The organism is Streptomyces sp. JH002 (genome assembly GCF_050916115.1).
Lineage (GTDB): Bacteria > Actinomycetota > Actinomycetes > Streptomycetales > Streptomycetaceae > Streptomyces > Streptomyces xiamenensis.
On record NZ_CP087989.1, the window covers coordinates 5,790,046 to 5,811,402 of the forward strand.

Here is a 21,357-nt window from a genome sequence, read left to right on the forward strand (position 1 = left end):
GATACGCATAACGGCGGGCAGCTCAGTACGCAGGAACGACACCCCAGGGGGAGTCCAGTGGGACGAGTCAGCCGCAGGGTCTTCGGCACCGCGACGGTCGGGGTACTGGCCTCGGTGCTGACGTTCTCCCAGGCATCGGCGAGCGGCGGGCCCCGCGGTGCCCGCCGCGAGGACGGCGCGGCGGGCGCGGCCGGGCCGGGCAACGCGGCCGACGGGCTGCGCGGCATGTGGATCGCCACCGTCGCCAACATCGACTGGCCCCGGCAGGGCGCGCCGGCCGCCGACGCCAAGGAGCAGCTGACCGACCTGCTGGACGCGGCGCAGCGGTGGAATCTGAACACCGTCTTCTTCCAGGTCCGGCCCACCGCCGACGCGCTGTGGCCCTCGCCGTACGAGCCGTGGTCGCACTGGCTGACCGGCACCCAGGGCAAGGACCCCGGATGGGACCCGCTGGAGTTCGCGGTCGAGGAGGCACACGCGCGCGGCCTCGAACTGCACGCGTGGTTCAACCCGTACCGGGTGGCCATGCACGCCGACCCCTCCGCGCTGGCCAAGGACCACCCGGCCCGTACCCACCCGGAGTGGGTGGTGACGTACGGCGGGCGGATGTACTACAACCCCGGTCTGCCCGAGGTGCGGACCTTCGTGCAGGACGCGATGTGCCACGCGGTGGAGCACTACGCCATCGACGGCGTGCACTGGGACGACTACTTCTACCCGTACCCGGTGGCGGGCGAGACCTTCGACGACGCGGCGGCCTTCGCCGAGCACGGCGGGGACTTCACGGACCTGGGCGACTGGCGGCGGCACAACATCGACCTGCTGGTGCGGGAGATGCGCGAGCGGGTCGCGGACCTCAAGCCGGGAGTGCCGTTCGGCGTCAGCCCGTTCGGGGTGTGGCGCAACAAGTCCACCGACCCGCTCGGCTCCGACACCCGCGGCGGGGTGCAGACCTACGACGATCTGTACGCGGACGTACGGACGTGGGTCAAGGAGGGCCGCGTCGACTACGTGCTGCCGCAGCTCTACTGGAACATCGGCTACGACGCGGCGGACTACGAGACGCTGGTGCGCTGGTGGGCCGATGTCGCCGAGGGCACCGGGGTCGCGCTGTACATCGGCGAGGCCCTGTACAAGTGCGGTGACGCCGCGCAGCCCGACGCCTGGCAGGACCCCGCGGAACTCTCCCGCCACATCACGCTGTGCGAGGACTTCCCGGCGGTGGGGGGCAACGCCTTCTACTCGGCCGCGCACGTGGTGCGCAATCCCATCGGCGCGATGACCCGGGTCTTCGAGGACCACTACCGCGCCTGAGGTGCCGCGCCGGGGCGGCCACCCTCAGGTCCGGCCCGGCCACCAGTGGCGCCGGCCGCCCTTGCCCCGGCCGCCGGTCCGCCCGCGCGCCGTGTGCTCCACCACCGTGTCCGGCCCCGGCGACAGCACGGTCTCGTGGCCGTCCCCGGAGCGGACGCGGTAGGGCGGCGCGCCGTCGGCGCCCAGTACCTCCACGACCTCGCTGATCCGGTCCTCCTGGCCCACGGTTCTGCCGTGGGTCACCATCCGGTCGCCCGCTCTCGCCTGCATCGCCTTCCCTCCCGTCGCTGATCGCGTCTCGGGTGTGCTTCTCCGGTGTGATGCTTTCGCCTCTTTTCAGTCTATTACCGGGGATCTGTCCTGGCGTGTTCGGGGCGGGACGGGGCCAGCTGGGTGACCGCGATGCACGCCAGGACGGCCAGCGCGGTGACGGGGGCGGCCCAGGTCATGTGCTCGTCCAGGAGCAGCACCGCCCACGCGAGCGTGAGCAGCGGCTGGGCCAGCTGAAGCTGACTGGCGCGGGCGACCCCGGCGCGCGCCAGACCCCGGTACCACAGGACCAGGCCGAAGAACTGGGAGACCAGCGCCACCCACACCAGTCCGGCGAGGGAGCGGGCGGTCGGTTCGAACGGCTCGGCGGCCAGGGCCAGTGCGGCGGCGGGCACGGCGAACGGCAGCGAGAGCAGCAGGGCCCAGGAGATCACCTGCCAGCCGGGCAGTTCGCGGGCCAGCCGGCCGCCCTCGCCGTACGCGGCGGCGGTGATCAGCAGCGCCGCCGCGAGATAGAGGTCGCCGCGGGTGAGGGAGCCGCCCCCGGTGCCGAGGGTGAAGGTGACCACGGCGGCGGCACCGGCCAGGGCGGCCGCCCAGAAGGCGGGGGAGGGGCGGCTGCCGGTGCGCAGGGTCCCGTAGACGGCGGTGGTCAGCGGGAGGAGACCGATCACCACGGCGGAGTGGGAGGTGGAGGAGGTCTGCAGGGCGAGCGCGGTGAGCAGCGGAAAACCGATGACGGTGCCGCAGGCGACCACGGCCAGCCCCGCCCAGTGGCGGCGCTCGGGGCGCGGGGTGCGGGTGAGACGCAGGGCGACGGCGGCGATCAGGGCGGCGAGCACGATGCGCAGCGAGGTGGTGGTCCACGGGCCGAGGCCGTCCATGGCCCAGGCGGTGCCCGGCAGGGTGAAGGAGAACGCGAGGACGCCGGCGGCGGCGAGCGCGATACCGCCCCGGTCGGTGGCCGGTATCGGTGCGGGGGCCGGGGCGGCGACCGCTATCGGCGCCGCTGCGATAGCGCTACTGTTGACTCTCATGCAACACAGTAGCAGTGAGAGCGAACTGGCTCGCGTTCTGCGTGAAGAGCTGAACCGCTACTCGCCCGGTGAGAAGCTGCCGTCCAGTCGGGCCCTGGTCGAGCGGCACCGGGTCAGCCCGGTCACCGTCTCCAGGGCGCTGGCCGCGCTCGCCGCCGAGGGCCTGGTCGTCACCCGCCCCGGGGCCGGAGCCTTCCGGGCCGTCCCCCGGGCCGCCGTTCCCGCCCCGGGGGACACCTCCTGGCAGGAGGTCGCGCTCAGCGCGGACGCGCTGGCGGAGGGCGGCGGGCCGCGCGGCGCCGACGCGAGCGGTGTCTTGGCCACCCTGGCGGTGCCGCCGCCCGGCGTCATCGAGTTCAACGGTGGCTATCTGCCGCCAGGACTGCGCCCCGAGCGCGCGCTGTCGGCGGCGCTCGCCCGCGCCGGGCGGCGGCCCGGGGCCTGGGACCGGCCGCCGATGGAGGGGATCGAGGAACTGCGGGTCTGGTTCGCGCGGGAGATCGGCGGCCCCGGCGGCGGGCTCTCCCCCTCCGGCGTACTGATCACCGCGGGTGGACAGAGCGCACTCACCACCGCGCTGCGGGCGCTCGCTCCGCAGGGCTCCGCCGTCCTGCTGGAATCCCCCACCTACCCCGGTCTGCTCGCCGCCGCCCGCGCCTCCGGGCTGCGCCCCGTCCCCGTGCCGGTGGACCATGACGGGGTGCGGCCCGAACTGCTGGAGCGCGCCTTCGCGGCCAGCGGGGCCCGGGTACTGGTGTGCCAGCCGCTGTTCCAGAACCCCACCGGCGCCGTGCTCCACCCCGAGCGCCGGGCCCGGGTGCTGGCGGCGGCCCGGGCGGCCGGGGCCTTCGTCATCGAGGACGACTTCGCCCGCTGGCTGGCCCATGACGACGCCGGAGCCCTGCCGCCCGCCCTGGCCGCCGACGACCCGGACGGGGTGGTGGTGCATGTCCGTTCCCTCACCAAGATCACCTCGCCCAGCCTGCGGGTCGGCGCCCTGGCCGCCCGGGGCCCGGCCTTCGAACGCCTGCGGGCGATCCAGGTGGTCGACAGCTTCTTCGTACCGCGCCCGCTCCAGGAGACCGCGCTGGAACTCATCAGCTCCCCGGCCTGGGCCCGCCATCTGCGCACGGTCGCCGCGGAGTTGCGGCTGCGGCGGGCGGCGATGGCCACCGCGCTCGCGGCCGAGTTGCCGGGCGTCCCGCTGCCGCACATCCCGCACGGCGGCTACCACCTGTGGCTGCGGCTGCCGGAGGGCTTCGACCCAACGGCGGTGGCGGAGGCCGCGCTGCGCGCGGGGGTGGCGCTGGCCCCGGGCGGCCCGTACTTCGCGGCCGAGCCGCCGTCCCCGTATCTGCGGCTGAGTTTCGCGCCGGCGGCGGGGGTGGGAGAGATCGGCGAGGGCGTCCGGAGACTGCGCACCGCCTGGCCCGCGTAACACCTCAGGAGATTTACGTCGCCGTAGTGGTGCGGTACACAGGTGGCTCGTACCATCGCGCCATGCTGGTCACGCTGATCGCCGCTGCCCGCACCTCACCGCTCCTGGAAACCCGCTTCGGCGACGACCGCCCGCTGGACGCCGCCGGGTGGCAGGCGCTGGAACGGGCCGTGCCGGCCCTGGCGCCGCTGGCCGCCGCCGAACTGCGGTACTGCTCGCCGACCGCGGGCAGCCGGCAGACCGGCGAGGTCCTCGGATACGCTCCGCTCGCCCAGCCGGCGCTGCGGGACTGCGACATGGGCCGGTGGAGCGGGCTGACCCTCCCCGAAGTGACCGCCCGTGAACCGGCGGCGGTCGACGCGTGGCTGACCGACCCGCGTGCGGCACCGCACGGCGGGGAGGCCCTGCTGTCGTTCATCTCCCGGGTAGGCGGCTGGCTGGATACCCGCCCGCTGGGGGACGACGGCCGGATCGTGGCGGTGACCGAGGCCTCGGTGATCCGGGCGGCGATGCTGTACGCGCTGAAGGCCCCGCCGCACGCCTACTGGCGCACCGAGATCTACCCCCTGTCGGTGGTCAGCCTGCACGGCGCCCGCGGGCAGTGGAATCTGCGGCTCGGCTGACCGGGTCGCGGGACGGACGAACGGCCGGTCCACCGCGGCGCGTTCGGGCGCGGGCGGAGGTCCGGGGCCCGTCGCCGATCCGTGACGTGGTGACGCCCCCCGGCGGCGGGGTGAACGTCCCCGGCGGGACCCGGCGTTGGCTCTCGCCCCCGGGTGGGCGGGCATCACGGTCACCCGGTTGCCCGGGAGCGCGCGGGGAGTTCCGCCAGCCGGGCCCGTACCGGTCTCATGCCGCGCCGCTGGATGCCGTTGATGATCAGCGTGATCGGGACCAGCGGCTGTGTCGGGTCGAACCGGGTGAAGGTCGCCTTCCAGTCCGGGTCGAAGGTGATCACGCCCTTGAGCCCGTAGTCCCACGAGCGGCGCCCGGGATGGCGCAACGCGGGGTAATCCGGCAGGCGGGGCGGTGCGGGCCACGGTCCCGGCTCCGTACGGGCACGCCGCTCGTACTCCCCGGCCACCATGTGGCGGAACCGCTCGTACGGTTCGGGGCGATGGCACACCAGAAGCACCAGCCGCCCGGGTTCCGTCGTGCGCAGCGCCTCGGTGAACTCCCAGACGGTGCCCGGCTTCGGGCCGACGGCGAGCAGCACCACGTGGGCCCGCGCGATCAGTGCGCCGACGACCTCCTTCCACTCGCCGTCACCGAGGTAACCGCGCCGCGCGCCGGTCAACGGCAGCGGCTCACCCGGCCGGCCGACCGCGATGCTCGGCCCCAGACCGGCGAACCAGCGCATCATCTGCTCCTCGTGGGTCTTCCGCGAGAGATGGAAGTCCGAGGCCCACCACCGGCTGGGAGGTTCCGTCGGCAGCTCGGCCGTCTGCGCGTCCAGGTCGAACGGCCGCAGGTAGAGGACGTAGCGCTGCCGGGCGAGCGTCTCGAAGGAGTCGATCGTCGCCGAGCCGAGCCGGTCGCCGTGCACCCGCGCCCGGCGCCCCCGGTGGAACAGCGGGACACCGAGCGCCCCGCACACGACGGCCGACAGCAGCGCGATCCACAGGCCGGGCCGGGCCGGGTCGCCCTGCGACACGTTGCCGGCGGCGCTGCCGATGCCGACACCGGCCAGCATCAGGGTGGAACCGGCGAAGGTCTGCAGCCGGCCGCTCAGGGCCAGCCGGCCGCCCCTGCGGCGGCGCACGTTCGCGTCGTCGCTCGGGCCGTGTGCCGTGGGAGTGCGGTCCTCGGGGCTCATCCACCGATGGTGGAACGGAATCGGCACCGCCGTGGGCCATACGGCGAAATTCAGGGCCGGGCCGGCGTTCCGAGGACGGACAGCAGTCGCAGTTTCTCGTGGCTCTCGCTACCGGGGATCGCGGTGTACACGAGCAGTGAGTGGCCCTGGTCCGGGTCGACCAGCCTCTGACAGGTCAGTTCGAGGGCGCCGAGTTCGGGGTGGACGAAGTTCTTGACCTCGTGGGGACGGATGCCGACCTCGTGCGCGTTCCACACCGTCCGGAACTCCTCGCTGCGGGCGAGCAGCAGGTCGGCGAAGTGCGCCGCGCGGGAGCCGGGGCCGCGCAGGGTGGCCAGCTCGCGCAGGCCCGAGGCGAACATCCGGGTGAGGAACGGGTGCTCCCGGGGGTCGTAGAGCGCCCGTGTCGCGGGATCGGTGAACCAGCGGTAGCCGATGCTGCGGGCCGGGCCGCTGAAGCGGGTGGTGTCGCCGGTGAGCGCCACGCCGAGCGGCGACTGCCGCAGGGTCTCGCCGAGTTCGGTGACGATCTCGGCGGGCGTGTCGTCCAGCCGGTCGAGGATACGCAGCAGGCCGGGGCTGATGTGTTCACTGATGGCGCCCCTGGCGGGCGGGTTGTGCCCGGCCAGCCGGAACAGGTGGTCGCGCTCGTCGAGCGAGAGGTGGAGTCCCTGGGCGATGGAGGCGATCATCTGCTCGGACGGCTGGGGCCCGCGGGCCCGCTCCAGGCGCGCGTAGTAGTCGGTCGACATGTGGCAGAGCGCCGCCGTCTCCTCCCGCCGCAGTCCTTCGGTGCGGCGGCGCCGTCCGCGCGGCAGGCCGACGTCCTCGGGTTGCAGCGCCGCCCGGCGGCGCCGCAGGAACTCCGCCAGTCCGGTCCGGTCGATCACCATGGGCTTCCCTTCTCGGTACGGGGTCATTCCTACCGCCCGCGGGCCCGGACAGCCACGGCCCGCCGATCCCCCCTTCCGGACGCCGGGACGCGTGCGCGGCGCGCCGGGCGGCTGCGGGAGCCGCCCGCGAACCCCTCGGGACGCCGGTCCCGCCGGCCGGCCCCGCCCCGCCCCGCGAATCAGTGGATCGAGCGGTCCTGGATGACGGCGCGGTCTTTGCCCATCGTGGGAGCGAGAACCACATCCACGAGGAGCGCACCCATGTCACGCAAACCCATCGACCTCCCTCTCCCCGATCTCGCCGGGAAGCGCGCCGTGGTGACCGGCGCCAGTGACGGCATCGGTCTCGGCATCGCCACGAGGCTCGCGGCGGCCGGGGCCGAGGTACTGCTGCCCGTCCGGAACCCGCGCAAAGGGGAGGCGGCCGTCACCGCCATCGGGCAGCGGGTCCCCCACGCGAAGGTGTCCCTGCGCACCCTCGACCTGTCCTCACTCGACTCCGTCGCGGCCCTCGGCAGGACTCTGCGGGAGGAGGGGCACCCCCTCCACCTCCTCATCAACAACGCCGGGGTCATGACACCGCCCGACCGACAGACGACGGCCGACGGCTTCGAGCTGCAGTTCGGCACCAACCACCTCGGCCACTTCGCCCTGGTGGCACACCTGCTGCCGTTGCTGCGCGCCGGACGGGCCCGGGTGACCTCCCAGATCAGCGTCGCGGCCAACCGGGGCGCCATCAACTGGAAGGACCTCAACTGGGAACGCTCGTACGAGGGCATGAGCGCCTACAGCCAGTCGAAGATCGCGTTCGGCCTCTTCGGGCTCGAACTCGGCCGGCGCGGGCGCGCCCACGGCTGGGGCATCACGAGCAATCTCTGCCATCCGGGGGTCTCTCCGACCAGCCTCCTCGACGCCCGCCCCGAGGTCGGACGGGACCGGGAGACCGGGGGCCGCAGGCTCATCGGCGCCATGGCGGCCCGCGGCCTGCTCGTCGGGACCGTCGAGAGCGCCGGGCTCCCGGCCCTCCGGGCCGCGACGGTGGCCGACGGCGAGGGGGCTCCGTTCTACGGCCCGAGCGGTCTCGGACACCTGGGCGGCGGCCCGGCGGAACAGAAGCTCTACTCCCGGCTGCGCGGCACGGAGGACGCCCAGCGGATCTGGCGCGTCTCCGAGGAACTGACGGGGGCGGTGTTCCCGCCCGGCTGAGGCGGCGCGCCCCTTCGTGTGACGAAGACCGATAGGTGGCCCGGCGACCTCCGAGAGAGTTCCGGGTCGGTAGGTTGCAAGGGGAGCCGATGACCTTTCCGGTCGCCACATCCAGAGCGGCGAACAGCGTCGTGGTGCCGGCCCGGACGTAGCCGTGACTGCGGCGCTCAGGAACCCCGGGAACCATCGGCAACACCGGCTGGGACCGCTCCAGAGCCTGGATCTGTGATGTCTCGTCCACGCACAGAACCAACGCCGCCCTGTGCTGCTACCGGCCCCGACGCCACCACAAGCACCGTGGCACGGGACGCAACAGCTTCGCCCGGACCGGCTACCGCGACCTCATCGTCCGCGCCCACATCCAGCTCAAGGCCCCCATTGTCCTCATCCGGGACAATCTCAACACCCACCGGGCCGCCGGAATGCGCCAGTACGCGGCCGGCCACGACTGGCTCACCATCGTGCAACTGCCTTCCTGCGCACCGGATCTGAACCCGGTGGAAGGCGTGTGGTCACTGCTGCGGCGCGGCCCACTGGCCAGCATCGCCTTCACCGACGACGGCCACCTCGAACGCACCCTCCGCCGCGGCCTGCGGCACATCCGACACCGCCCACACCTGACCGACGGCTGCCTCACCGGCACCGGACCACAGCTGACCCAGTAATCCCTGCTTGCGAGCACTGCTGAGAGCTGACCAGCCCGAAGGCTCACGCAGTGTTCGGGCTCCCCGCGAACGCGAGTGAGCCAAGAAATCGCGTCTGTTCGTGTTCCACCGTGGCATCCAGCTCGCCCATGGCCTCCAGGGCGCGGGGATCGCTGAGCGTCAAGGCTCCGAGTGCGCGCTCCAGGTGGCCCTGTTCCTCGATCTCCCACAGGTTGAACGCTTCGTACAGCGGTCCGACCCGCGTCACCGTGCCCGCAACCAGCGAGATGCCCTGCGATTCGAAGAATTCACGGATGGTCACCATGGCGGCTTCATAGCGCGCCAGATTCGCGAAACCGTACTTCAGCTGGAGCTGCGCCAGCATGTAGTTGCTCATCTGCCTGCCTTTCCCGGGGCCCTGTCGGGGCCTTCACCAGGAAGGTAGATGTTCACACTGGCGTGAAGGGCAAGTCAGCTGCTGCCGGTCACCGCGTTCAGTACGGCTTCCAGGCCCGTCAGCTTGGAACGGAGTTCTTCCGCTTCTCGTGAGAGTTCGGCGTGCCGCGTACGCAGTAGAGCCTCGATCCGGGGCGCGGAGTCGGGGAGTTTCCACTCCTGGACCACCGTACGGATCAGGTCGCTCGGCAGGCCCGCGCCGTACAGACACTGGATGAACCCGACACAGTCGGCGTCTTTCGCCTGGTACCTGCGGTGCCCCACGGCGTTGCGCGACGGGAACAGGAGACCTTGCTCCTCGTAGTACCGCAGTGACCGCGTGCTCACTTGGCACCGGTGAGCGAGTTCACTGATCGACAGCGACACCGGGGCCGAACCGTGGCACCGCCCGGGGCCAGACGCGGAGGTCGATTCGAGACTCTGCGCCGGCCTGCCCTCGCACGGCGGGAGGGCCTTTGGAGACGCCGCGGCGTCATCAGTGGATGGGGCGGTCGAGGCATGGGAACGCATAGGGAACTCTAGCCTCCTGTGGGCCAGTTCCGTCGGGGTCATGGGCGGCAACACCAACGACAGCCCCCGGTTCACCACGGTGAAGCGATCCGGAGACCCCGGACCGGACCGGGATTCCCCCGCACCCGGCCCGGAATGGCCCTTCTGCCTGGCTTCCCGCGACTCGGTGACGGTGCGAGACACCTGGCACGCGACCGGGATGCGGGGCACCGACACCGATACCGTGGCCGCCCGAACGTACCGGTGACCGCCGACAGGACCGCACGAGCCACGTGACTTCATCGCCGTCGATGGACCCAGCAGTCGTCCATGAACGTGCCCACCCCTCGCGCAGCGCGAGTCGGGAACGTACGGGCTTGGTGATCGCGTGGGCCGTGATCATCTGCTCCAGCCTGCGCTGCTCCGAGGAGACAGTCGCACCATCATGGGGGTAGATGTCGCCAGAAAAACAGTTGCTCAGTGGTGAGGGGGATGAGCCTCGCCATGTGACTGAAAGGTGGCAGCCTCGGAGTGAGGTGAGGCCGGCAAACGATCGGAGGGGCCGGCTATCGATCGTCGTCACAGGAGGCGGGGATCCCCCATCCGTGTGATTGCATAAAACTGCTGGTCTACGTATAGTCATGCCATAGCTGATGAGGAGGCGATGGTGGCGATGCGTGCTGCGGTGGCAGGGGCGAGTGGGTATGCCGGCGGGGAGATCCTGCGGCTGCTGCTGGGGCATCCGGAGATCGAGATAGGGGCCCTGACCGGCCACTCCAACGCCGGTCAGCGGCTGGGGGCGCTCCAGCCCCAGCTGTACCCGCTGGCGGACCGGGTGCTGGAGCCGACCTCCGCCGAGGTGCTGGCCGGGCACGACGTCGTCTTTCTCGCGCTGCCGCACGGCCAGTCCGCCGCGGTCGCCGAGGAACTGGGGGAGAGCACCCTCATCGTCGACTGCGGGGCCGACTTCCGGCTCGCCGACGCCGCCGACTGGGAGCGGTACTACGGCAGCCCGCACGCCGGGACCTGGCCGTACGGGCTGCCCGAGCTGCCCGGCGCCCGGCAGGCGCTGCGCGGCGCGCGGCGGATCGCGGTGCCCGGGTGCTACCCCACGGCCGTGTCCCTGGCGCTCTTCCCGGCGTACGCGGCCCAGATCGCCGAGCCGGAGGCCGTGATCGTGGCCGCCACGGGCACCTCGGGGGCGGGCAAGGCGGCCAAGCCGCATCTGCTGGGCAGCGAGGTCATGGGCTCCATGAGCCCCTACGGCGTGGGCGGCGTGCACCGGCACACTCCCGAGATGATCCAGAACCTGTCGGCCGTGGCCGGCACCCGGATATCCGTCTCCTTCACCCCCACCCTGGCCCCCATGTCGCGCGGCATCCTCGCCACCTGCTCCGCGAAGGCCAAGCCCGGGGTGACCGCCACCGCGCTGCGCGAGGCCTACGAGAAGGCCGTGGCCGGTGAGCCCTTCCTGCGGCTGCTCCCGGAGGGCCAGTGGCCCGCCACCTCCGCCGTGTATGGGGCCAACAGCGCCCTGCTCCAGGTCGCCCTCGACGAGGACGCCGGCCGCGTCATCGCCATCAGCGCCATCGACAACCTCACCAAGGGCACCGCCGGCGGCGCGGTGCAGAGCATGAACATCGCCCTCGGCCTGCCCGAGGAGCTGGGACTTTCGACGATCGGAGTCGCGCCATGAGTGTGACGGCAGCGCAGGGATTCCAGGCGGCGGGCATCGCCGCCGGGATCAAGGAGAACGGCAACCCGGATCTGGCGCTCGTCGTCAACCAGGGGCCGCGCCGTGCGGCGGCCGGTGTCTTCACCTCCAACCGCGTCAAGGCCGCCCCTGTGCTGTGGTCCGAGCAGGTCCTCAAGGGCGGCCGGGTCTCGGCCGTCATCCTCAACTCCGGCGGCGCCAACGCCTGCACCGGGCCCCTGGGCTTCCAGGACACCCACGCCACCGCAGAGAAGACCGCCGAGGCCCTGGGCGAGGGGCACAGTGCCGGGGAGATCGCCGTCGCCTCCACCGGGCTGATCGGCACCCGGCTGCCCATGGACGCCCTGCTGCCCGGGATCGACACCGCCGTCACGGCGCTGTCCCGGCACGGCGGGGAGAAGGCCGCCATCGCCATCAAGACCACCGACAGCGTGCACAAGACCGCCGTCGCCGAGGGTGAGGGCTTCACCGTGGGCGGCATGGCCAAGGGCGCGGGCATGCTCGCGCCCGGGCTGGCCACCATGCTCGTGGTGCTCACCACCGACGCCGACGTGGAGGCGCGGGACCTGGACCGGGCGCTGCGCGCGGCGACCCGCACCACCTTCGACCGGGTGGACTCGGACGGCTGCATGTCCACCAACGACACCGTGCTGCTGCTGGCCTCCGGTGCCTCCGGCGTCACCCCGGAGTCCGGGGCGTTCGCCGAAGCCGTCCGCGAGGTCTGCGCCGATCTGGCCCGGCAGCTCATCGGGGACGCCGAAGGCGCCTCCAAGGACATCAGGATCGAGGTCGTCGGCGCCGCGAGCGAGGACGACGCCGTCGAGGTCGGCCGCTCCATCGCCCGCAACAACCTGCTCAAATGCGCCATCCACGGCGAGGACCCCAACTGGGGGCGGGTGCTGTCCGCGATCGGGACCACCTCCGCCGTCTTCGAGCCCGACCGGCTCAACGTCGCCATCAACGACGTGTGGGTCTGCAAGGACGGCTCCGTCGGCGAGGACCGCGACCTGGTGGACATGCGCTTCCGTGAGGTGCGCATCACCGCCGACCTGGCCGCCGGGGACGCCTCCGCCGTCATCTGGACCAACGACCTCACCGCCGACTACGTCCACGAGAACAGCGCGTACTCGTCGTGACCCAGCAGCCGGAGACCCCCATCGGTACCGCACGCAAGCACACCGCCCAGCCCAAGGCCCGCACACTCATCGAGGCGCTGCCCTGGCTCACCCGCCACCACGGCAAGATCGTCGTCATCAAGTTCGGCGGCAACGCCATGATCGACGAGGAGCTGAAGGCCGCCTTCGCCCAGGATGTCGTCTTCCTGCGGCATGCCGGACTGCGACCCGTCGTGGTGCACGGCGGCGGCCCCCAGATCACCGCCCAGCTCGACCGCCTCGGCCTGGAGTCCGAGTTCAGGGCCGGTTTGAGGGTCACCACCCCCGAGGCCATGGACGTGGTCCGGATGGTGCTCGCCGGGCAGGTGCAGCGCGAACTCGTCGGGCTGCTCAACCGGCACGGGCCGCTCGCCGTCGGGCTCACCGGTGAGGACGCCCACACCATGACCGCCACCAAGCGCTACGCCCATGTCGACGGCGAGCGGGTGGACATAGGCCGGGTCGGCGAGATCGCCGCCGTGGACACCGGCGCGATCGAGGCGCTGCTGGCGGACGGCCGGATCCCCGTCGTCTCCTCCATCGCCCGCAGCGCCGACGACGACCACATCTACAACGTCAACGCGGACACGGCGGCCGCGGCCCTGGCCGCCGCCCTGGGCGCCGAGACACTCATGGTCCTCACCGACGTCGAGGGCCTGTACGCGGACTGGCCCGCCAGCGACGAGGTCATCAGCCGGCTGACCGTCAGCGAACTGGAACGGCTGCTGCCCGACCTGGCCAGCGGCATGGTGCCCAAGATGGAAGGGTGCCTGCACGCCGTACGCAGCGGGGTGCGTACCGCCCGCGTCATCGACGGGCGCGTCCAGCACTCCATCCTGCTGGAGATCTTCACCGACGAGGGCATCGGCACCATGGTCGTGCCGGACCAAGGAGAGCCGACATGAGCAGCAACCAGGACCTGATCGGCCGGTGGCAGGGCGCCCTGATGGACAACTACGGCACCCCGCGTATCCCGCTCACCCACGGTGAGGGCGCCCGGCTGTTCGACGCCGACGGCAAGGAGTACCTGGACTTCGTCGGCGGCATCGCCGTGAACTCCCTGGGCACCGGGCACCCGGCCGTGGTGCGCGCGGTCTCCGACCAGATCGCGCTGTTGGGCCATGTCTCCAATCTCTTCATCGCCGAGCCGCCCGTCGCGCTCGCCGAGCGGCTGCTGGCCCTGGCGGGGCGTCCCGGCCGCGTCTACTTCTCCAACTCCGGCGCCGAGGCCGTCGAAGCCGCCTTCAAACTCGGCCGGCTCACCGGCCGCACCCACATGGTGGCCACCACCGGTGGCTTCCACGGCCGGACGATGGGTGCCCTGGCGCTGACCGGTCAGCCGGCGAAGCAGCGCGGTTTCCAGCCCGTGCCGGGCGATGTCACCCATGTGCCCTACGGGGACGCGGAGGCGCTGCGCGCCGCCGTCACCCGGGACACCGCGCTGGTCATCCTCGAGCCCGTGCAGGGCGAGAACGGGGTGATCGTGCCGCCGGCCGGCTATCTGGCGGCCGCCAGGGAGATCACGCGTGCCACCGGCACCCTGCTGGTGCTGGACGAGGTGCAGACCGGAATCGGCCGCACCGGCCAGTGGTTCGAAGGGCTGGCCCAGGGGGTGGAGGCCGACATCGTCACCCTCGCCAAGGGTCTGGGCGGCGGGCTGCCCATCGGCGCCACGCTCGCCTTCGGCCCGGCCGCCGAACTGTTCGCCCCCGGACAGCACGGCTCCACCTTCGGCGGCAACCCGGTCTCCTGCGCCGCCGCTCTCGCCGTGCTCGACACCATCGAGACCGAGGGACTGCTCGCGCACGTCCGGCGCATGGGTGAGCGACTGCGGGAAGGCATCTGGCAGTTGGGCCACCCGCTGGTCGACCGGGTCAGGGGAGCGGGGCTGCTGCTGGGTATCGTGCTCACCGAGCCGCTCGCGGCGCAGGTGCAGCAGGCAGCCCAGGCGGCGGGCATTCTGGTGAACGCCGTGGCGGCCGACGTGGTGCGGCTGGCGCCACCGCTGATCATCGATGAGGCGGAGGTGTCGGCGTTCGTCGGCGCCCTGCCCGGGGTGCTGGATGTGGCGGACGCCCGGGCGAAGGCGGCACCCGCCCGCCGCTGAACAGTGACCGACCGAACCGGAGAGGGAGCATGACCGATGACCGGCTGGGCAACGGCCCGTCCGTACCGCAGACCCGTACGGCCCGGCACCGCCGGATTGTCGACATCCTCAACCGGCAGCCGGTGCGCTCACAGAGCCAGCTGGCGAAGCTCCTCGCCGACGACGGCCTGAGCGTCACCCAGGCGACGCTCAGCCGGGACCTGGACGAGCTGGGCGCGGTGAAGATCCGCAACACCGGAGGTGAGCTGATCTACGCCGTGCCCAGCGAAGGCGGATTCCGCACGCCACGGGCCCCGCTGGGGGAGTCGGCCAAGGAAGAGCGCATGGCCCGGCTGGCGGGAGAACTGCTGATCTCCGCCGAGGCGTCGGCCAACCTCGTGGTGCTCCGTACCCCGCCGGGCGCGGCGCAGTTCCTGGCCTCCGCCATCGACCAGGCGGAGGTGCACGACATCCTGGGCACCATCGCGGGAGACGACACGCTGCTGCTCATCAGCCGCGATCCGACCGGCGGCCAGTCCCTGGCGGAGCATCTGCTGCGGGTGGCGCAGAAGCAGCAGGACTGAGGCTCGTCCGACGGATCCCGCCCGGCCCGCGAACCCGGCGGCCGTCCCTCTTCGGCGGGCTCGGGAGTCCCTACCAGCGGTGGTGGATATCCGCTCGGGCCCAGCGGTCGTAGAGCGCGCCGACGGCTTTGAGCGTCTCGTCCGGCAGGGGGTCGAGTGAGGCGGCCTGTGCGTTCAGGCGCGCCTGCTGGGGGCTGCGCGCACCCGGGATGACGGAGGTCACGCCCGGCTGCTGGATGATCCATCGCAGTGCCGTCTGGGCCGGTGTCGCTCCTTCGGCGGCCAGGGCCGAGAACTCCGCCGCGGCCTCGACACCCTTGGCGTACTCGATCCCCGAGAACGTCTCGCCCTGGTCGAACGCCTCACCGTGGCGGTTGAACGTGCGGTGGTCGTCGTCGGAGAAGACCGTGTCCCGGGTGTACTTCCCGGACAGCAGACCGCTGGCCAGCGGCACGCGCGCGATGACACCCACACCCGCCGCGGTGGCGGCGGGCAGCACGTCCTCGAGCGGCTTGAGCCGCAGCGGGTTGAAGATGATCTGCACACTCGCCGTACCCGGCCGGGCGATGGCCGTGAGCGCATCCGCGCAGGTCTCGACACTCACCCCGTACGCCGAGATCCGCCCCTCCTCGACCAGGGTGTCCAGCGCGTCGAAGACCGCGTCCGAGGAGTAGACGGGGGTGGGCGGGCAGTGCAGCTGGATCAGATCCAGCCGTTCCACTCCCAGATTCCGGCGGGAGCGGTCGGTCCAGGCCCGGAAGTTGCCCAGGGTGTAGAGATCAGGGTCCAGCGCGACCCGGCGTCCCATCTTCGTGGCGACCACCACCCCGGCGTCGGGGCGTTCGCGCAGGAACCGTCCGATCACCCGCTCGCTGCGCCCGTCCCCGTACACATCCGCCGTGTCGAAGAACGTCACCCCGGCCTCCACCGCTGCTTCCAGCACCGAGAGAGCGGCCTTCTCCTCCACCTGTCCCCAGTCGGCCCCCAGTTGCCAGGTGCCCAGCCCGACAGCCGATACCCGCTGCTCGCTTCTGCCGAGGACTCGCTGCTCCACCTGCGTCAACTCCCACTCCACCGCTTCGGTCACCTGGTCGGGCCATCGATGTCGCCCGGGACGATCCCGTACCGAGCCGCAGCGGTCCCCTGAACAGCGGAACCCCTCCTGCATCGAGTACCCCTCGGCACACTCCAGCACATCGGCGGCCACAGCGTCCAAGCCGGACCCTTCGTACGCCGGCGTCACGACCCGCCGACACCAGCCGCCGCCTGTGACCGACCGACGATGGCACCGGCTTCGGACCGGGCGGCTGATGCCCGATCACCGCGAGGCCGCGCTCCCCGGCCTCCGACCGGGCGGGCTCACAGATGAACGGAGGGTAGACCCGCAGTCGCGGCCGGACCGTTCCGGGGACGGTCCGGCCGCGTGCACCGGGGGCCGCCGTCAGCGGTCGCGTTGGGTGGCGAGTTCGGCCAGCGCGGTGAGCCGCTCGGCCGCCTCCGGCGCCGGACGCGCCGAGCGCAGCGCCGCCAGGGCCCTGGCCAGCTCCTCGCGTGCGGTGCGCTCCGCCCAGGCCCGGCCCCCCGCCTCCTCCACCAGACGGCTCAGCTCGGCGACCTCGCTCGGCTCGGCCTCCGGATCGGTGTACAGGGCGGCCAGCCGCTGTCCCGCCGGGGTGCCGGAATCGAGTGCGGCGACCACCGGCAGCGACTTCTTGCGGCTGATCAGGTCGGCGCCGGCCGGCTTGCCGGTGACGGCCGGGTCGCCCCAGATGCCCAGCAGATCGTCCGTCAGCTGGAAGGCCATCCCCAGATGAGTGCCGAACCGGTGCAGCAGGTCGGCCTGTTCGAGGCTGCCACCGCCCCACAGCGCGCCCAGCGCACAGGAGACGGCCAGCAGCGCAGCGGTCTTCTGCTCGGTCATGTCCAGGCACTCGGCGAGGGTCACGTGCGAGCGTTCCTCGAACCCGATGTCGGTCTGCTCGCCCTCGATCAGCCGGGTGGTGGCCTCGCTCAGCCAGCGGATGCCGGTCACGGTGTGCGGCTGCGGTGGCCCGTCGCACAGCACCCGGCCGGCGTGGATCAGCAGGGCGTCGCCCGCCAGCAGTGCGGCGGAGGACCCGAACACCGTCCAGGCGGTGGCCCGGTGTCTGCGCGTGGTGTCTCCGTCGAGGATGTCGTCGTGGAGCAGCGAGAAGTTGTGCACCAGCTCCACCGCGACGGCGGGCAGCAGGGCGGAGTCGGCGGTGCCGCCGACCGCTTCGGCGCAGGTCAGCACCAGGGCCGGGCGCAGTGCCTTGCCCTGGGGGGCGTTCTCCGGCCGGCCGGCGCTGTCCACCCAGCCGAAGTGATAGGACGCGACCCGGGCCACGGGTGCGGGCAGCCGCTGTGTCCAGGACCGCAGCGCCGGGTCCAGGAGTTCGCGGGTACGGATGAGGGTGTCCTTGGCGGTGTGCTGCCCTGACGCCAGATCGGGGACGGGGGTCATGGACGGAGTCTCCAATTCCTCGGCTGACGGATGACCGGGGACGGCGCCGCCGGTCGGCGGGCAGCCGTACGGCGATAACGCGTGGCGTTGTCAGCTTGACCGCTTTTCGGACAGGGCGGAACGGCGCGTTCCGGATCACCTTCACGCCGGGCGCGCTCCAGTGCGCCGGCTTGGACCATCGCCGCGCCGCTGACCTGGGTGCTCCGTGCTCGCGGTCCGGCCGTTCCGCCTGCCGTCGGTACCCTGATCTCCGGATTCTGTCGCGCGCCCCTCATTTCGAACACGCTGCGCCTGCTTCCCCCGTGGGGATTGCCGCCGCGCGGGCCTCGCAGTCCCCGCCCGGCGGGGCCCGGATTCAGTCCGTCGCGCGGTCGCCCCGGGGCGGCGTGGGCGGCAGGGGGAGGGGCAGGCCCGGGAGCCCGTCGATGCTCCGGGCGATGTGGTCCTTCTTGTGGAAGTAGGCGTCCAGGCTTTCGTCCGTCTCCCGGGCGAAGCGGGAGGCGTGCAGCGGCCGCTCGCTGTCGTAGCTCATGAACGGCACCGCGTAGCCGCAGGAGTCGCGGATGCGTTCGGCGGTCACCACGATGATCGCCCGGTGGCCGTGCGCGTCCGGGTCGATGGTGGTGAAATGGGTCATCAGCTCCGGCCAGCGCGGGTCGTCCCGGAAGACCGGCTCCCCCCGGCCGTGCACGCGGACGATGGTGGGCGGCCCCTGGAAGGCACACCACATCAGGGTGATGCGGCCGTTCTCGCGGAGGTGGGCCACCGTCTCCGCGTTGCTGCCGGCGAAGTCGAGATAGGCGAGGGTGCGCTCGTCGATGACGGCGAGGGAGCCGCGCAGACCCTTGGGCGAGAGGTTGACGGTTCCGGCGCCGGAGAGCGGGGCGCTGGCGGTGAAAAAGATCGGCTGTTCCTCGATGAAGGTCCGCAGCCGTCCGGCTATCCGGTCGTATGTCTTTCCCATGGGCTCAGTCTGCTCCACCGCCCCGGGAAGCCCGAGGGGAGTTTTTTGACGGGCCATGCGCCAGGATGCATACTTATTCGGAACAGCGTATGTATGCATCCTGGGGAGGGACCCGTGACCGAGCGCGTCGTGGTCACCGGCCGCAGGTCCACCCCATCGCTGGACGACTTCGACCTGGCCACCTGCGACACCGGCGACATGCCCCACCCGTCGATGTCCCAGGGATTCACCGAGATCTTCGGCACGTCCGGAATGATCGCCGCACGACGGGACCTGACACCGTGACCCACACCGCACCGAACGACGTCAAGCTCTGGGGCGGCCGGTTCGCCGACGGCCCCGCCGCCGCGCTGGAGAAGCTCAGCGCCTCCGTGCACTTCGACTGGCGGCTCGCGCCCTACGACATCGCCGGATCCCGCGCCCACGCCCGCGTCCTGCACCGTGCCGGGCTGCTCACCGACGACGAGCTGGAGCGCATGCTGGCCGGGCTCGACCGGCTGGCCGCCGACGTCGCCGACGGCTCCTTCACCGGGACCATCGCCGACGAGGACGTGCACACCGCCCTGGAGCGCGGCCTGCTGGAGCGGCTCGGCCCCGACCTCGGGGGCAAGCTGCGGGCCGGCCGGTCCCGCAACGACCAGGTCGCCACCCTCTTCCGGATGTACCTGCGCGACCACGCCCGGATCATCGGCGCGCTGATCGCCGACCTCCAGGAGGCTCTGGTGGGCCTCGCCGAGGCCCACCCCGGGGTCGCCATGCCCGGGCGGACCCACCTCCAGCACGCCCAGCCGGTGCTCTTCGCACACCACGTGCTCGCCCACTTCCAGGCCCTGTCGCGGGACGCGCAGCGGCTGCGCCAGTGGGACGAGCGCACCGCGGTCTCGCCGTACGGCTCGGGCGCGCTGGCGGGTTCCTCGCTGGGGCTCGACCCGCAGGCGGTGGCCGCCGACCTCGGCTTCGAGGGCGGCTCCGTCGCCAACTCGATCGACGGCACCGCCTCCCGGGACTTCGTCGCCGAGTTCGCGTTCATCACCGCGATGATCGGCGTCGACCTGTCGCGGATCGCCGAGGAGATCATCATCTGGAACACGAAGGAGTTCTCCTTCGTCACGCTCCACGACGCGTTCTCCACCGGCTCCTCGATCATGCCGCAGAAGAAGAACCCGGACATCGCCGAGCTGGCGCGCGGCAAGTCCGGCCGGCTGATCGGCAATCTCACCGGGCTGTTGGCGACGCTCAAGGCGCTGCCGCTCGCGTACAACCGGGACCTCCAGGAGGACAAGGAGCCGGTCTTCGACTCCTGCGACCAGCTGGAGATCCTGCTGCCGGCCTTCACCGGCATGCTGGCCACCCTCACCGTCCACCGCGAGCGGATGGAGGAGCTGGCCCCGGCCGGGTTCTCCCTAGCCACCGACATCGCCGAGTGGCTGGTCAAGCAGGGGGTGCCGTTCCGGGAGGCCCACGAGAGCGCGGGCGAGTGCGTCAAGGTCTGCGAGGCGGCCGGCATCGAGCTCGACGAGCTGACCGACGAACAGTTCGCGAAGATCTCACCGCGGCTGACACCGCAGGTGCGCACCGTTCTGAACGTGCCGGGCGCGCTCGCCGCGCGCGACGCGCGGGGCGGCACGGCGCCGTCCGCCGTCGCCGTACAACTGGCCGAGGCCAAGGCGGATCTGACGGTGCAGCGGGAGTGGAGCGGTCCCGCCGTCGACTGATGTTCCGGGAGCCGGCCGGCCGGGACGGGGTGCATCCCCGCCCCGGCCCGCCGTGCCCGGTCACTCGCCGGGGAAGCGCAGCCCGATGCGCTCGCGCGCCGCGTCCAGGGTCCGCATCACCGCCAGGGTGCCCTCCAGCGGCACCAGCGGGGACTCGCTCTCGCCCGCCCGCAGCGCCCGCATCACCTCGGCCGCCTGGTGCGCGTACGTCTGGTGCGGGCCCAGGTCCGTGAACTCCTGCGGCTCCGCACCCTCGCGGTGCAGCGTGAACCGGTCGGGGAAGAAGAACCCGCCGGGCAGGTCGATGCGACCGGCCGAGCCGGTGACCGACGCCCGGTTCGCGGTGCCCGCGACCAGCGAACAGGTCAGCGCCGCCACCGCCCCGCTCTCATAGCCGAGCAGCAGCCCGGTGTTCTCGTCCACTCCGCCGCTCAGGTGCGCCCACGCCGTGACATGCTCCGGCTCACCCAGCAACAGCTGGGCGAAGGACACCGGATACACCCCCAGATCCAGCAGCGCCCCGCCGCCGAGCGCCGGGTCGCGCAGCCGGTGCTCCGGCGGTATCGGCCCGGCCAGCCCGAACTCGGCGTTCACGGAACGGATCTCACCGATCGCGCCGTCCCGCACCAGCTCGGTGATCCGGCGGATCGCCGGGTTGCAGTACATCCACATGGCTTCCATCAGGAAAACCCCGCGTTCCCTGGCCAGCGCCACCAACTCGCCCGCCTCGGCCGCGTTCAGCGTGAACGGCTTCTCGCACAGCACCGGCTTCCCGGCCAGCAGGGCGGTACGCACCGCCGCGTGGTGCGCGCTGTGCGGAGTCGCCACGTACACGACATCCACCTGCGGATCCTCCGCCAGTTCCCGCCAACTGCCGTACGCGCGCGGCAGGGAGAAACGCTCCGCGAATCTTCGCGCCGACTCCTCGCTGCGCGAACCGACCGCCACCACCTCGGCGTCCGGCATCGCCATGATGTCCGCCGTGACCGCGGCGGCGATCGAACCGGTCGCCACAATCCCCCACCGGATGGGGGGCTTCGGACCCTGCGTGACCTCGTTCATCTGGCCCTCCTCCGTGCTGCCCGCCGGCCC

At 72.1% G+C, this 21,357-nt stretch carries 20 protein-coding genes and 3 pseudogenes; 12 read left to right on the top strand and 11 right to left on the bottom strand.

Going from position 1 to position 21,357, the window contains the following annotated elements; genetic code table 11:
• Nucleotides 1–57: 57 nt before the first annotated feature.
• Entirely contained in the window at nucleotides 58–1,314 is a 1,257-nt protein-coding gene (locus tag H7827_RS26595) for a glycoside hydrolase family 10 protein (RefSeq protein WP_432747617.1), read from the top strand.
• A 24-nt stretch (nucleotides 1,315–1,338) separates the two neighbouring features.
• Here the strand turns inward: H7827_RS26595 and H7827_RS26600 are convergent, their stop codons facing one another.
• On the bottom strand, nucleotides 1,339–1,584 hold the full coding sequence (locus tag H7827_RS26600; RefSeq protein ID WP_432747618.1) for a DUF1918 domain-containing protein: 246 nt from the start codon (nucleotides 1,582–1,584) through the stop codon (nucleotides 1,339–1,341).
• A 74-nt stretch (nucleotides 1,585–1,658) separates the two neighbouring features.
• A complete protein-coding gene (locus H7827_RS26605) occupies nucleotides 1,659–2,621 on the bottom strand; it encodes a DMT family transporter (protein ID WP_432747619.1) in 963 nt (320 codons plus the stop codon).
• Here H7827_RS26605 and H7827_RS26610 point away from each other — a divergent pair.
• The gene (locus H7827_RS26610; RefSeq protein ID WP_432747620.1) at nucleotides 2,620–4,059 is read left to right on the top strand and encodes a PLP-dependent aminotransferase family protein; all 1,440 of its coding nucleotides are present in this window, start codon (nucleotides 2,620–2,622) and stop codon (nucleotides 4,057–4,059) included. The two genes, H7827_RS26605 and H7827_RS26610, sit on opposite strands and share 2 nt — an antisense overlap.
• 62 nt (nucleotides 4,060–4,121) lie before the next feature.
• Nucleotides 4,122–4,682, top strand: coding sequence for a histidine phosphatase family protein (locus H7827_RS26615; protein ID WP_386540501.1), 561 nt, complete (start codon nucleotides 4,122–4,124; stop codon nucleotides 4,680–4,682).
• A 170-nt stretch (nucleotides 4,683–4,852) separates the two neighbouring features.
• Here the strand turns inward: H7827_RS26615 and H7827_RS26620 are convergent, their stop codons facing one another.
• Complete coding sequence (locus tag H7827_RS26620; protein WP_432747621.1) at nucleotides 4,853–5,875, bottom strand: hypothetical protein; 1,023 nt, start codon at nucleotides 5,873–5,875, stop codon at nucleotides 4,853–4,855.
• A 50-nt stretch (nucleotides 5,876–5,925) separates the two neighbouring features.
• Nucleotides 5,926–6,768 carry a helix-turn-helix transcriptional regulator gene (locus H7827_RS26625; RefSeq protein WP_432747622.1) on the bottom strand — a complete coding sequence of 281 codons (843 nt, stop codon included), beginning with the start codon at nucleotides 6,766–6,768 and terminating at the stop codon, nucleotides 5,926–5,928.
• Nucleotides 6,769–7,029: 261 nt separating this feature from the next.
• Between H7827_RS26625 and H7827_RS26630 the strand changes: the two genes are divergently transcribed.
• Entirely contained in the window at nucleotides 7,030–7,974 is a 945-nt protein-coding gene (locus H7827_RS26630) for an SDR family oxidoreductase (protein ID WP_432747623.1), read from the top strand.
• A gap of 85 nt (nucleotides 7,975–8,059) precedes the next feature.
• Here H7827_RS26630 and H7827_RS26635 read toward each other — a convergent pair.
• Nucleotides 8,060–8,230: pseudogene (locus H7827_RS26635) on the bottom strand (IS630 family transposase); the annotation flags it as partial.
• Here H7827_RS26635 and H7827_RS26640 point away from each other — a divergent pair.
• Nucleotides 8,229–8,639, top strand: a pseudogene (locus tag H7827_RS26640) (transposase); the annotation flags it as partial. The pseudogenes H7827_RS26635 and H7827_RS26640 sit on opposite strands and share 2 nt — an antisense overlap.
• Before the next feature lie 43 nt (nucleotides 8,640–8,682).
• Here H7827_RS26640 and H7827_RS26645 read toward each other — a convergent pair.
• Together H7827_RS26645 and H7827_RS26650 are read right to left on the bottom strand one after the other, a co-directional pair.
• Nucleotides 8,683–9,015 carry a hypothetical protein gene (locus H7827_RS26645; protein WP_432747624.1) on the bottom strand — a complete coding sequence of 111 codons (333 nt, stop codon included), beginning with the start codon at nucleotides 9,013–9,015 and terminating at the stop codon, nucleotides 8,683–8,685.
• Between the two features lie 74 nt (nucleotides 9,016–9,089).
• A complete protein-coding gene (locus H7827_RS26650) occupies nucleotides 9,090–9,866 on the bottom strand; it encodes a MerR family transcriptional regulator (protein WP_432747625.1) in 777 nt (258 codons plus the stop codon).
• Between the two features lie 364 nt (nucleotides 9,867–10,230).
• On the opposite strand from H7827_RS26650, the gene argC reads away from it, so the two are divergent.
• From argC to H7827_RS26675, 5 genes are read left to right on the top strand one after another with little or no spacing between them, the layout of a single operon-like run.
• Nucleotides 10,231–11,259 (top strand): N-acetyl-gamma-glutamyl-phosphate reductase, encoded by a 1,029-nt coding sequence (gene argC, locus H7827_RS26655; RefSeq protein WP_432747626.1) that lies wholly within the window; start codon nucleotides 10,231–10,233, stop codon nucleotides 11,257–11,259.
• Nucleotides 11,256–12,413, top strand: coding sequence for a bifunctional glutamate N-acetyltransferase/amino-acid acetyltransferase ArgJ (gene argJ / locus H7827_RS26660; protein ID WP_432747628.1), 1,158 nt, complete (start codon nucleotides 11,256–11,258; stop codon nucleotides 12,411–12,413). The genes argC and argJ overlap by 4 nt, the downstream gene beginning before the upstream one ends.
• Nucleotides 12,410–13,336: an acetylglutamate kinase gene (gene argB / locus H7827_RS26665; protein WP_432747629.1), complete on the top strand. Its 927-nt coding sequence runs from the start codon at nucleotides 12,410–12,412 to the stop codon at nucleotides 13,334–13,336. Before argJ ends, argB begins: the two co-directional genes overlap by 4 nt.
• Nucleotides 13,333–14,538 carry an acetylornithine transaminase gene (locus H7827_RS26670; protein ID WP_386540487.1) on the top strand — a complete coding sequence of 402 codons (1,206 nt, stop codon included), beginning with the start codon at nucleotides 13,333–13,335 and terminating at the stop codon, nucleotides 14,536–14,538. The genes argB and H7827_RS26670 overlap by 4 nt, the downstream gene beginning before the upstream one ends.
• Before the next feature lie 29 nt (nucleotides 14,539–14,567).
• The gene (locus tag H7827_RS26675) at nucleotides 14,568–15,101 is read left to right on the top strand and encodes an arginine repressor (RefSeq protein ID WP_432747630.1); all 534 of its coding nucleotides are present in this window, start codon (nucleotides 14,568–14,570) and stop codon (nucleotides 15,099–15,101) included.
• Nucleotides 15,102–15,171: 70 nt separating this feature from the next.
• Here H7827_RS26675 and H7827_RS26680 read toward each other — a convergent pair whose 3' ends face one another.
• The 3 genes from H7827_RS26680 to H7827_RS26690 all read right to left on the bottom strand — a co-directional run bounded on the left by H7827_RS26680 (nucleotide 15,172) and on the right by H7827_RS26690 (nucleotide 18,550).
• Nucleotides 15,172–16,164 (bottom strand): aldo/keto reductase, encoded by a 993-nt coding sequence (locus tag H7827_RS26680; RefSeq protein ID WP_386540520.1) that lies wholly within the window; start codon nucleotides 16,162–16,164, stop codon nucleotides 15,172–15,174.
• Between the two features lie 378 nt (nucleotides 16,165–16,542).
• Nucleotides 16,543–17,586 (bottom strand): polyprenyl synthetase family protein, encoded by a 1,044-nt coding sequence (locus H7827_RS26685; protein ID WP_376048410.1) that lies wholly within the window; start codon nucleotides 17,584–17,586, stop codon nucleotides 16,543–16,545.
• 355 nt (nucleotides 17,587–17,941) lie between these two features.
• Entirely contained in the window at nucleotides 17,942–18,550 is a 609-nt protein-coding gene (locus H7827_RS26690; protein WP_432747631.1) for a pyridoxamine 5'-phosphate oxidase family protein, read from the bottom strand.
• Nucleotides 18,551–18,673: 123 nt separating this feature from the next.
• Here H7827_RS26690 and H7827_RS26695 point away from each other — a divergent pair.
• Together H7827_RS26695 and argH are read left to right on the top strand one after the other, a co-directional pair.
• Nucleotides 18,674–18,835, top strand: a pseudogene (locus H7827_RS26695) (argininosuccinate synthase); the annotation flags it as partial.
• On the top strand, nucleotides 18,832–20,265 hold the full coding sequence (gene argH, locus H7827_RS26700; RefSeq protein WP_432747632.1) for an argininosuccinate lyase: 1,434 nt from the start codon (nucleotides 18,832–18,834) through the stop codon (nucleotides 20,263–20,265). The pseudogene H7827_RS26695 and the gene argH, both read left to right, overlap by 4 nt.
• Before the next feature lie 60 nt (nucleotides 20,266–20,325).
• On the opposite strand, the gene H7827_RS26705 is transcribed toward argH, so the two are convergent.
• Nucleotides 20,326–21,327, bottom strand: coding sequence for a Gfo/Idh/MocA family protein (locus H7827_RS26705; protein ID WP_432747633.1), 1,002 nt, complete (start codon nucleotides 21,325–21,327; stop codon nucleotides 20,326–20,328).
• Nucleotides 21,328–21,357 lie beyond the last annotated feature (30 nt).

Coding starts and splice junctions, on each gene's coding strand:
- H7827_RS26600 (WP_432747618.1), bottom strand. CDS start 1,584: ATGCAGGCGAGAGCGGGCGACCGGATGGTGACCCACGGCAGAACCGTG.
- H7827_RS26610 (WP_432747620.1), top strand. CDS start 2,620: ATGCAACACAGTAGCAGTGAGAGCGAACTGGCTCGCGTTCTGCGTGAA.
- H7827_RS26605 (WP_432747619.1), bottom strand. CDS start 2,621: ATGAGAGTCAACAGTAGCGCTATCGCAGCGGCGCCGATAGCGGTCGCC.
- H7827_RS26615 (WP_386540501.1), top strand. CDS start 4,122: ATGCTGGTCACGCTGATCGCCGCTGCCCGCACCTCACCGCTCCTGGAA.
- H7827_RS26620 (WP_432747621.1), bottom strand. CDS start 5,875: ATGAGCCCCGAGGACCGCACTCCCACGGCACACGGCCCGAGCGACGAC.
- H7827_RS26625 (WP_432747622.1), bottom strand. CDS start 6,768: ATGGTGATCGACCGGACCGGACTGGCGGAGTTCCTGCGGCGCCGCCGG.
- H7827_RS26630 (WP_432747623.1), top strand. CDS start 7,030: ATGTCACGCAAACCCATCGACCTCCCTCTCCCCGATCTCGCCGGGAAG.
- H7827_RS26645 (WP_432747624.1), bottom strand. CDS start 9,015: ATGAGCAACTACATGCTGGCGCAGCTCCAGCTGAAGTACGGTTTCGCG.
- H7827_RS26650 (WP_432747625.1), bottom strand. CDS start 9,866: ATGAAGTCACGTGGCTCGTGCGGTCCTGTCGGCGGTCACCGGTACGTT.
- argJ (WP_432747628.1), top strand. CDS start 11,256: ATGAGTGTGACGGCAGCGCAGGGATTCCAGGCGGCGGGCATCGCCGCC.
- H7827_RS26670 (WP_386540487.1), top strand. CDS start 13,333: ATGAGCAGCAACCAGGACCTGATCGGCCGGTGGCAGGGCGCCCTGATG.
- H7827_RS26675 (WP_432747630.1), top strand. CDS start 14,568: ATGACCGATGACCGGCTGGGCAACGGCCCGTCCGTACCGCAGACCCGT.
- H7827_RS26685 (WP_376048410.1), bottom strand. CDS start 17,586: ATGACCCCCGTCCCCGATCTGGCGTCAGGGCAGCACACCGCCAAGGAC.
- H7827_RS26690 (WP_432747631.1), bottom strand. CDS start 18,550: ATGGGAAAGACATACGACCGGATAGCCGGACGGCTGCGGACCTTCATC.
- H7827_RS26705 (WP_432747633.1), bottom strand. CDS start 21,327: ATGAACGAGGTCACGCAGGGTCCGAAGCCCCCCATCCGGTGGGGGATT.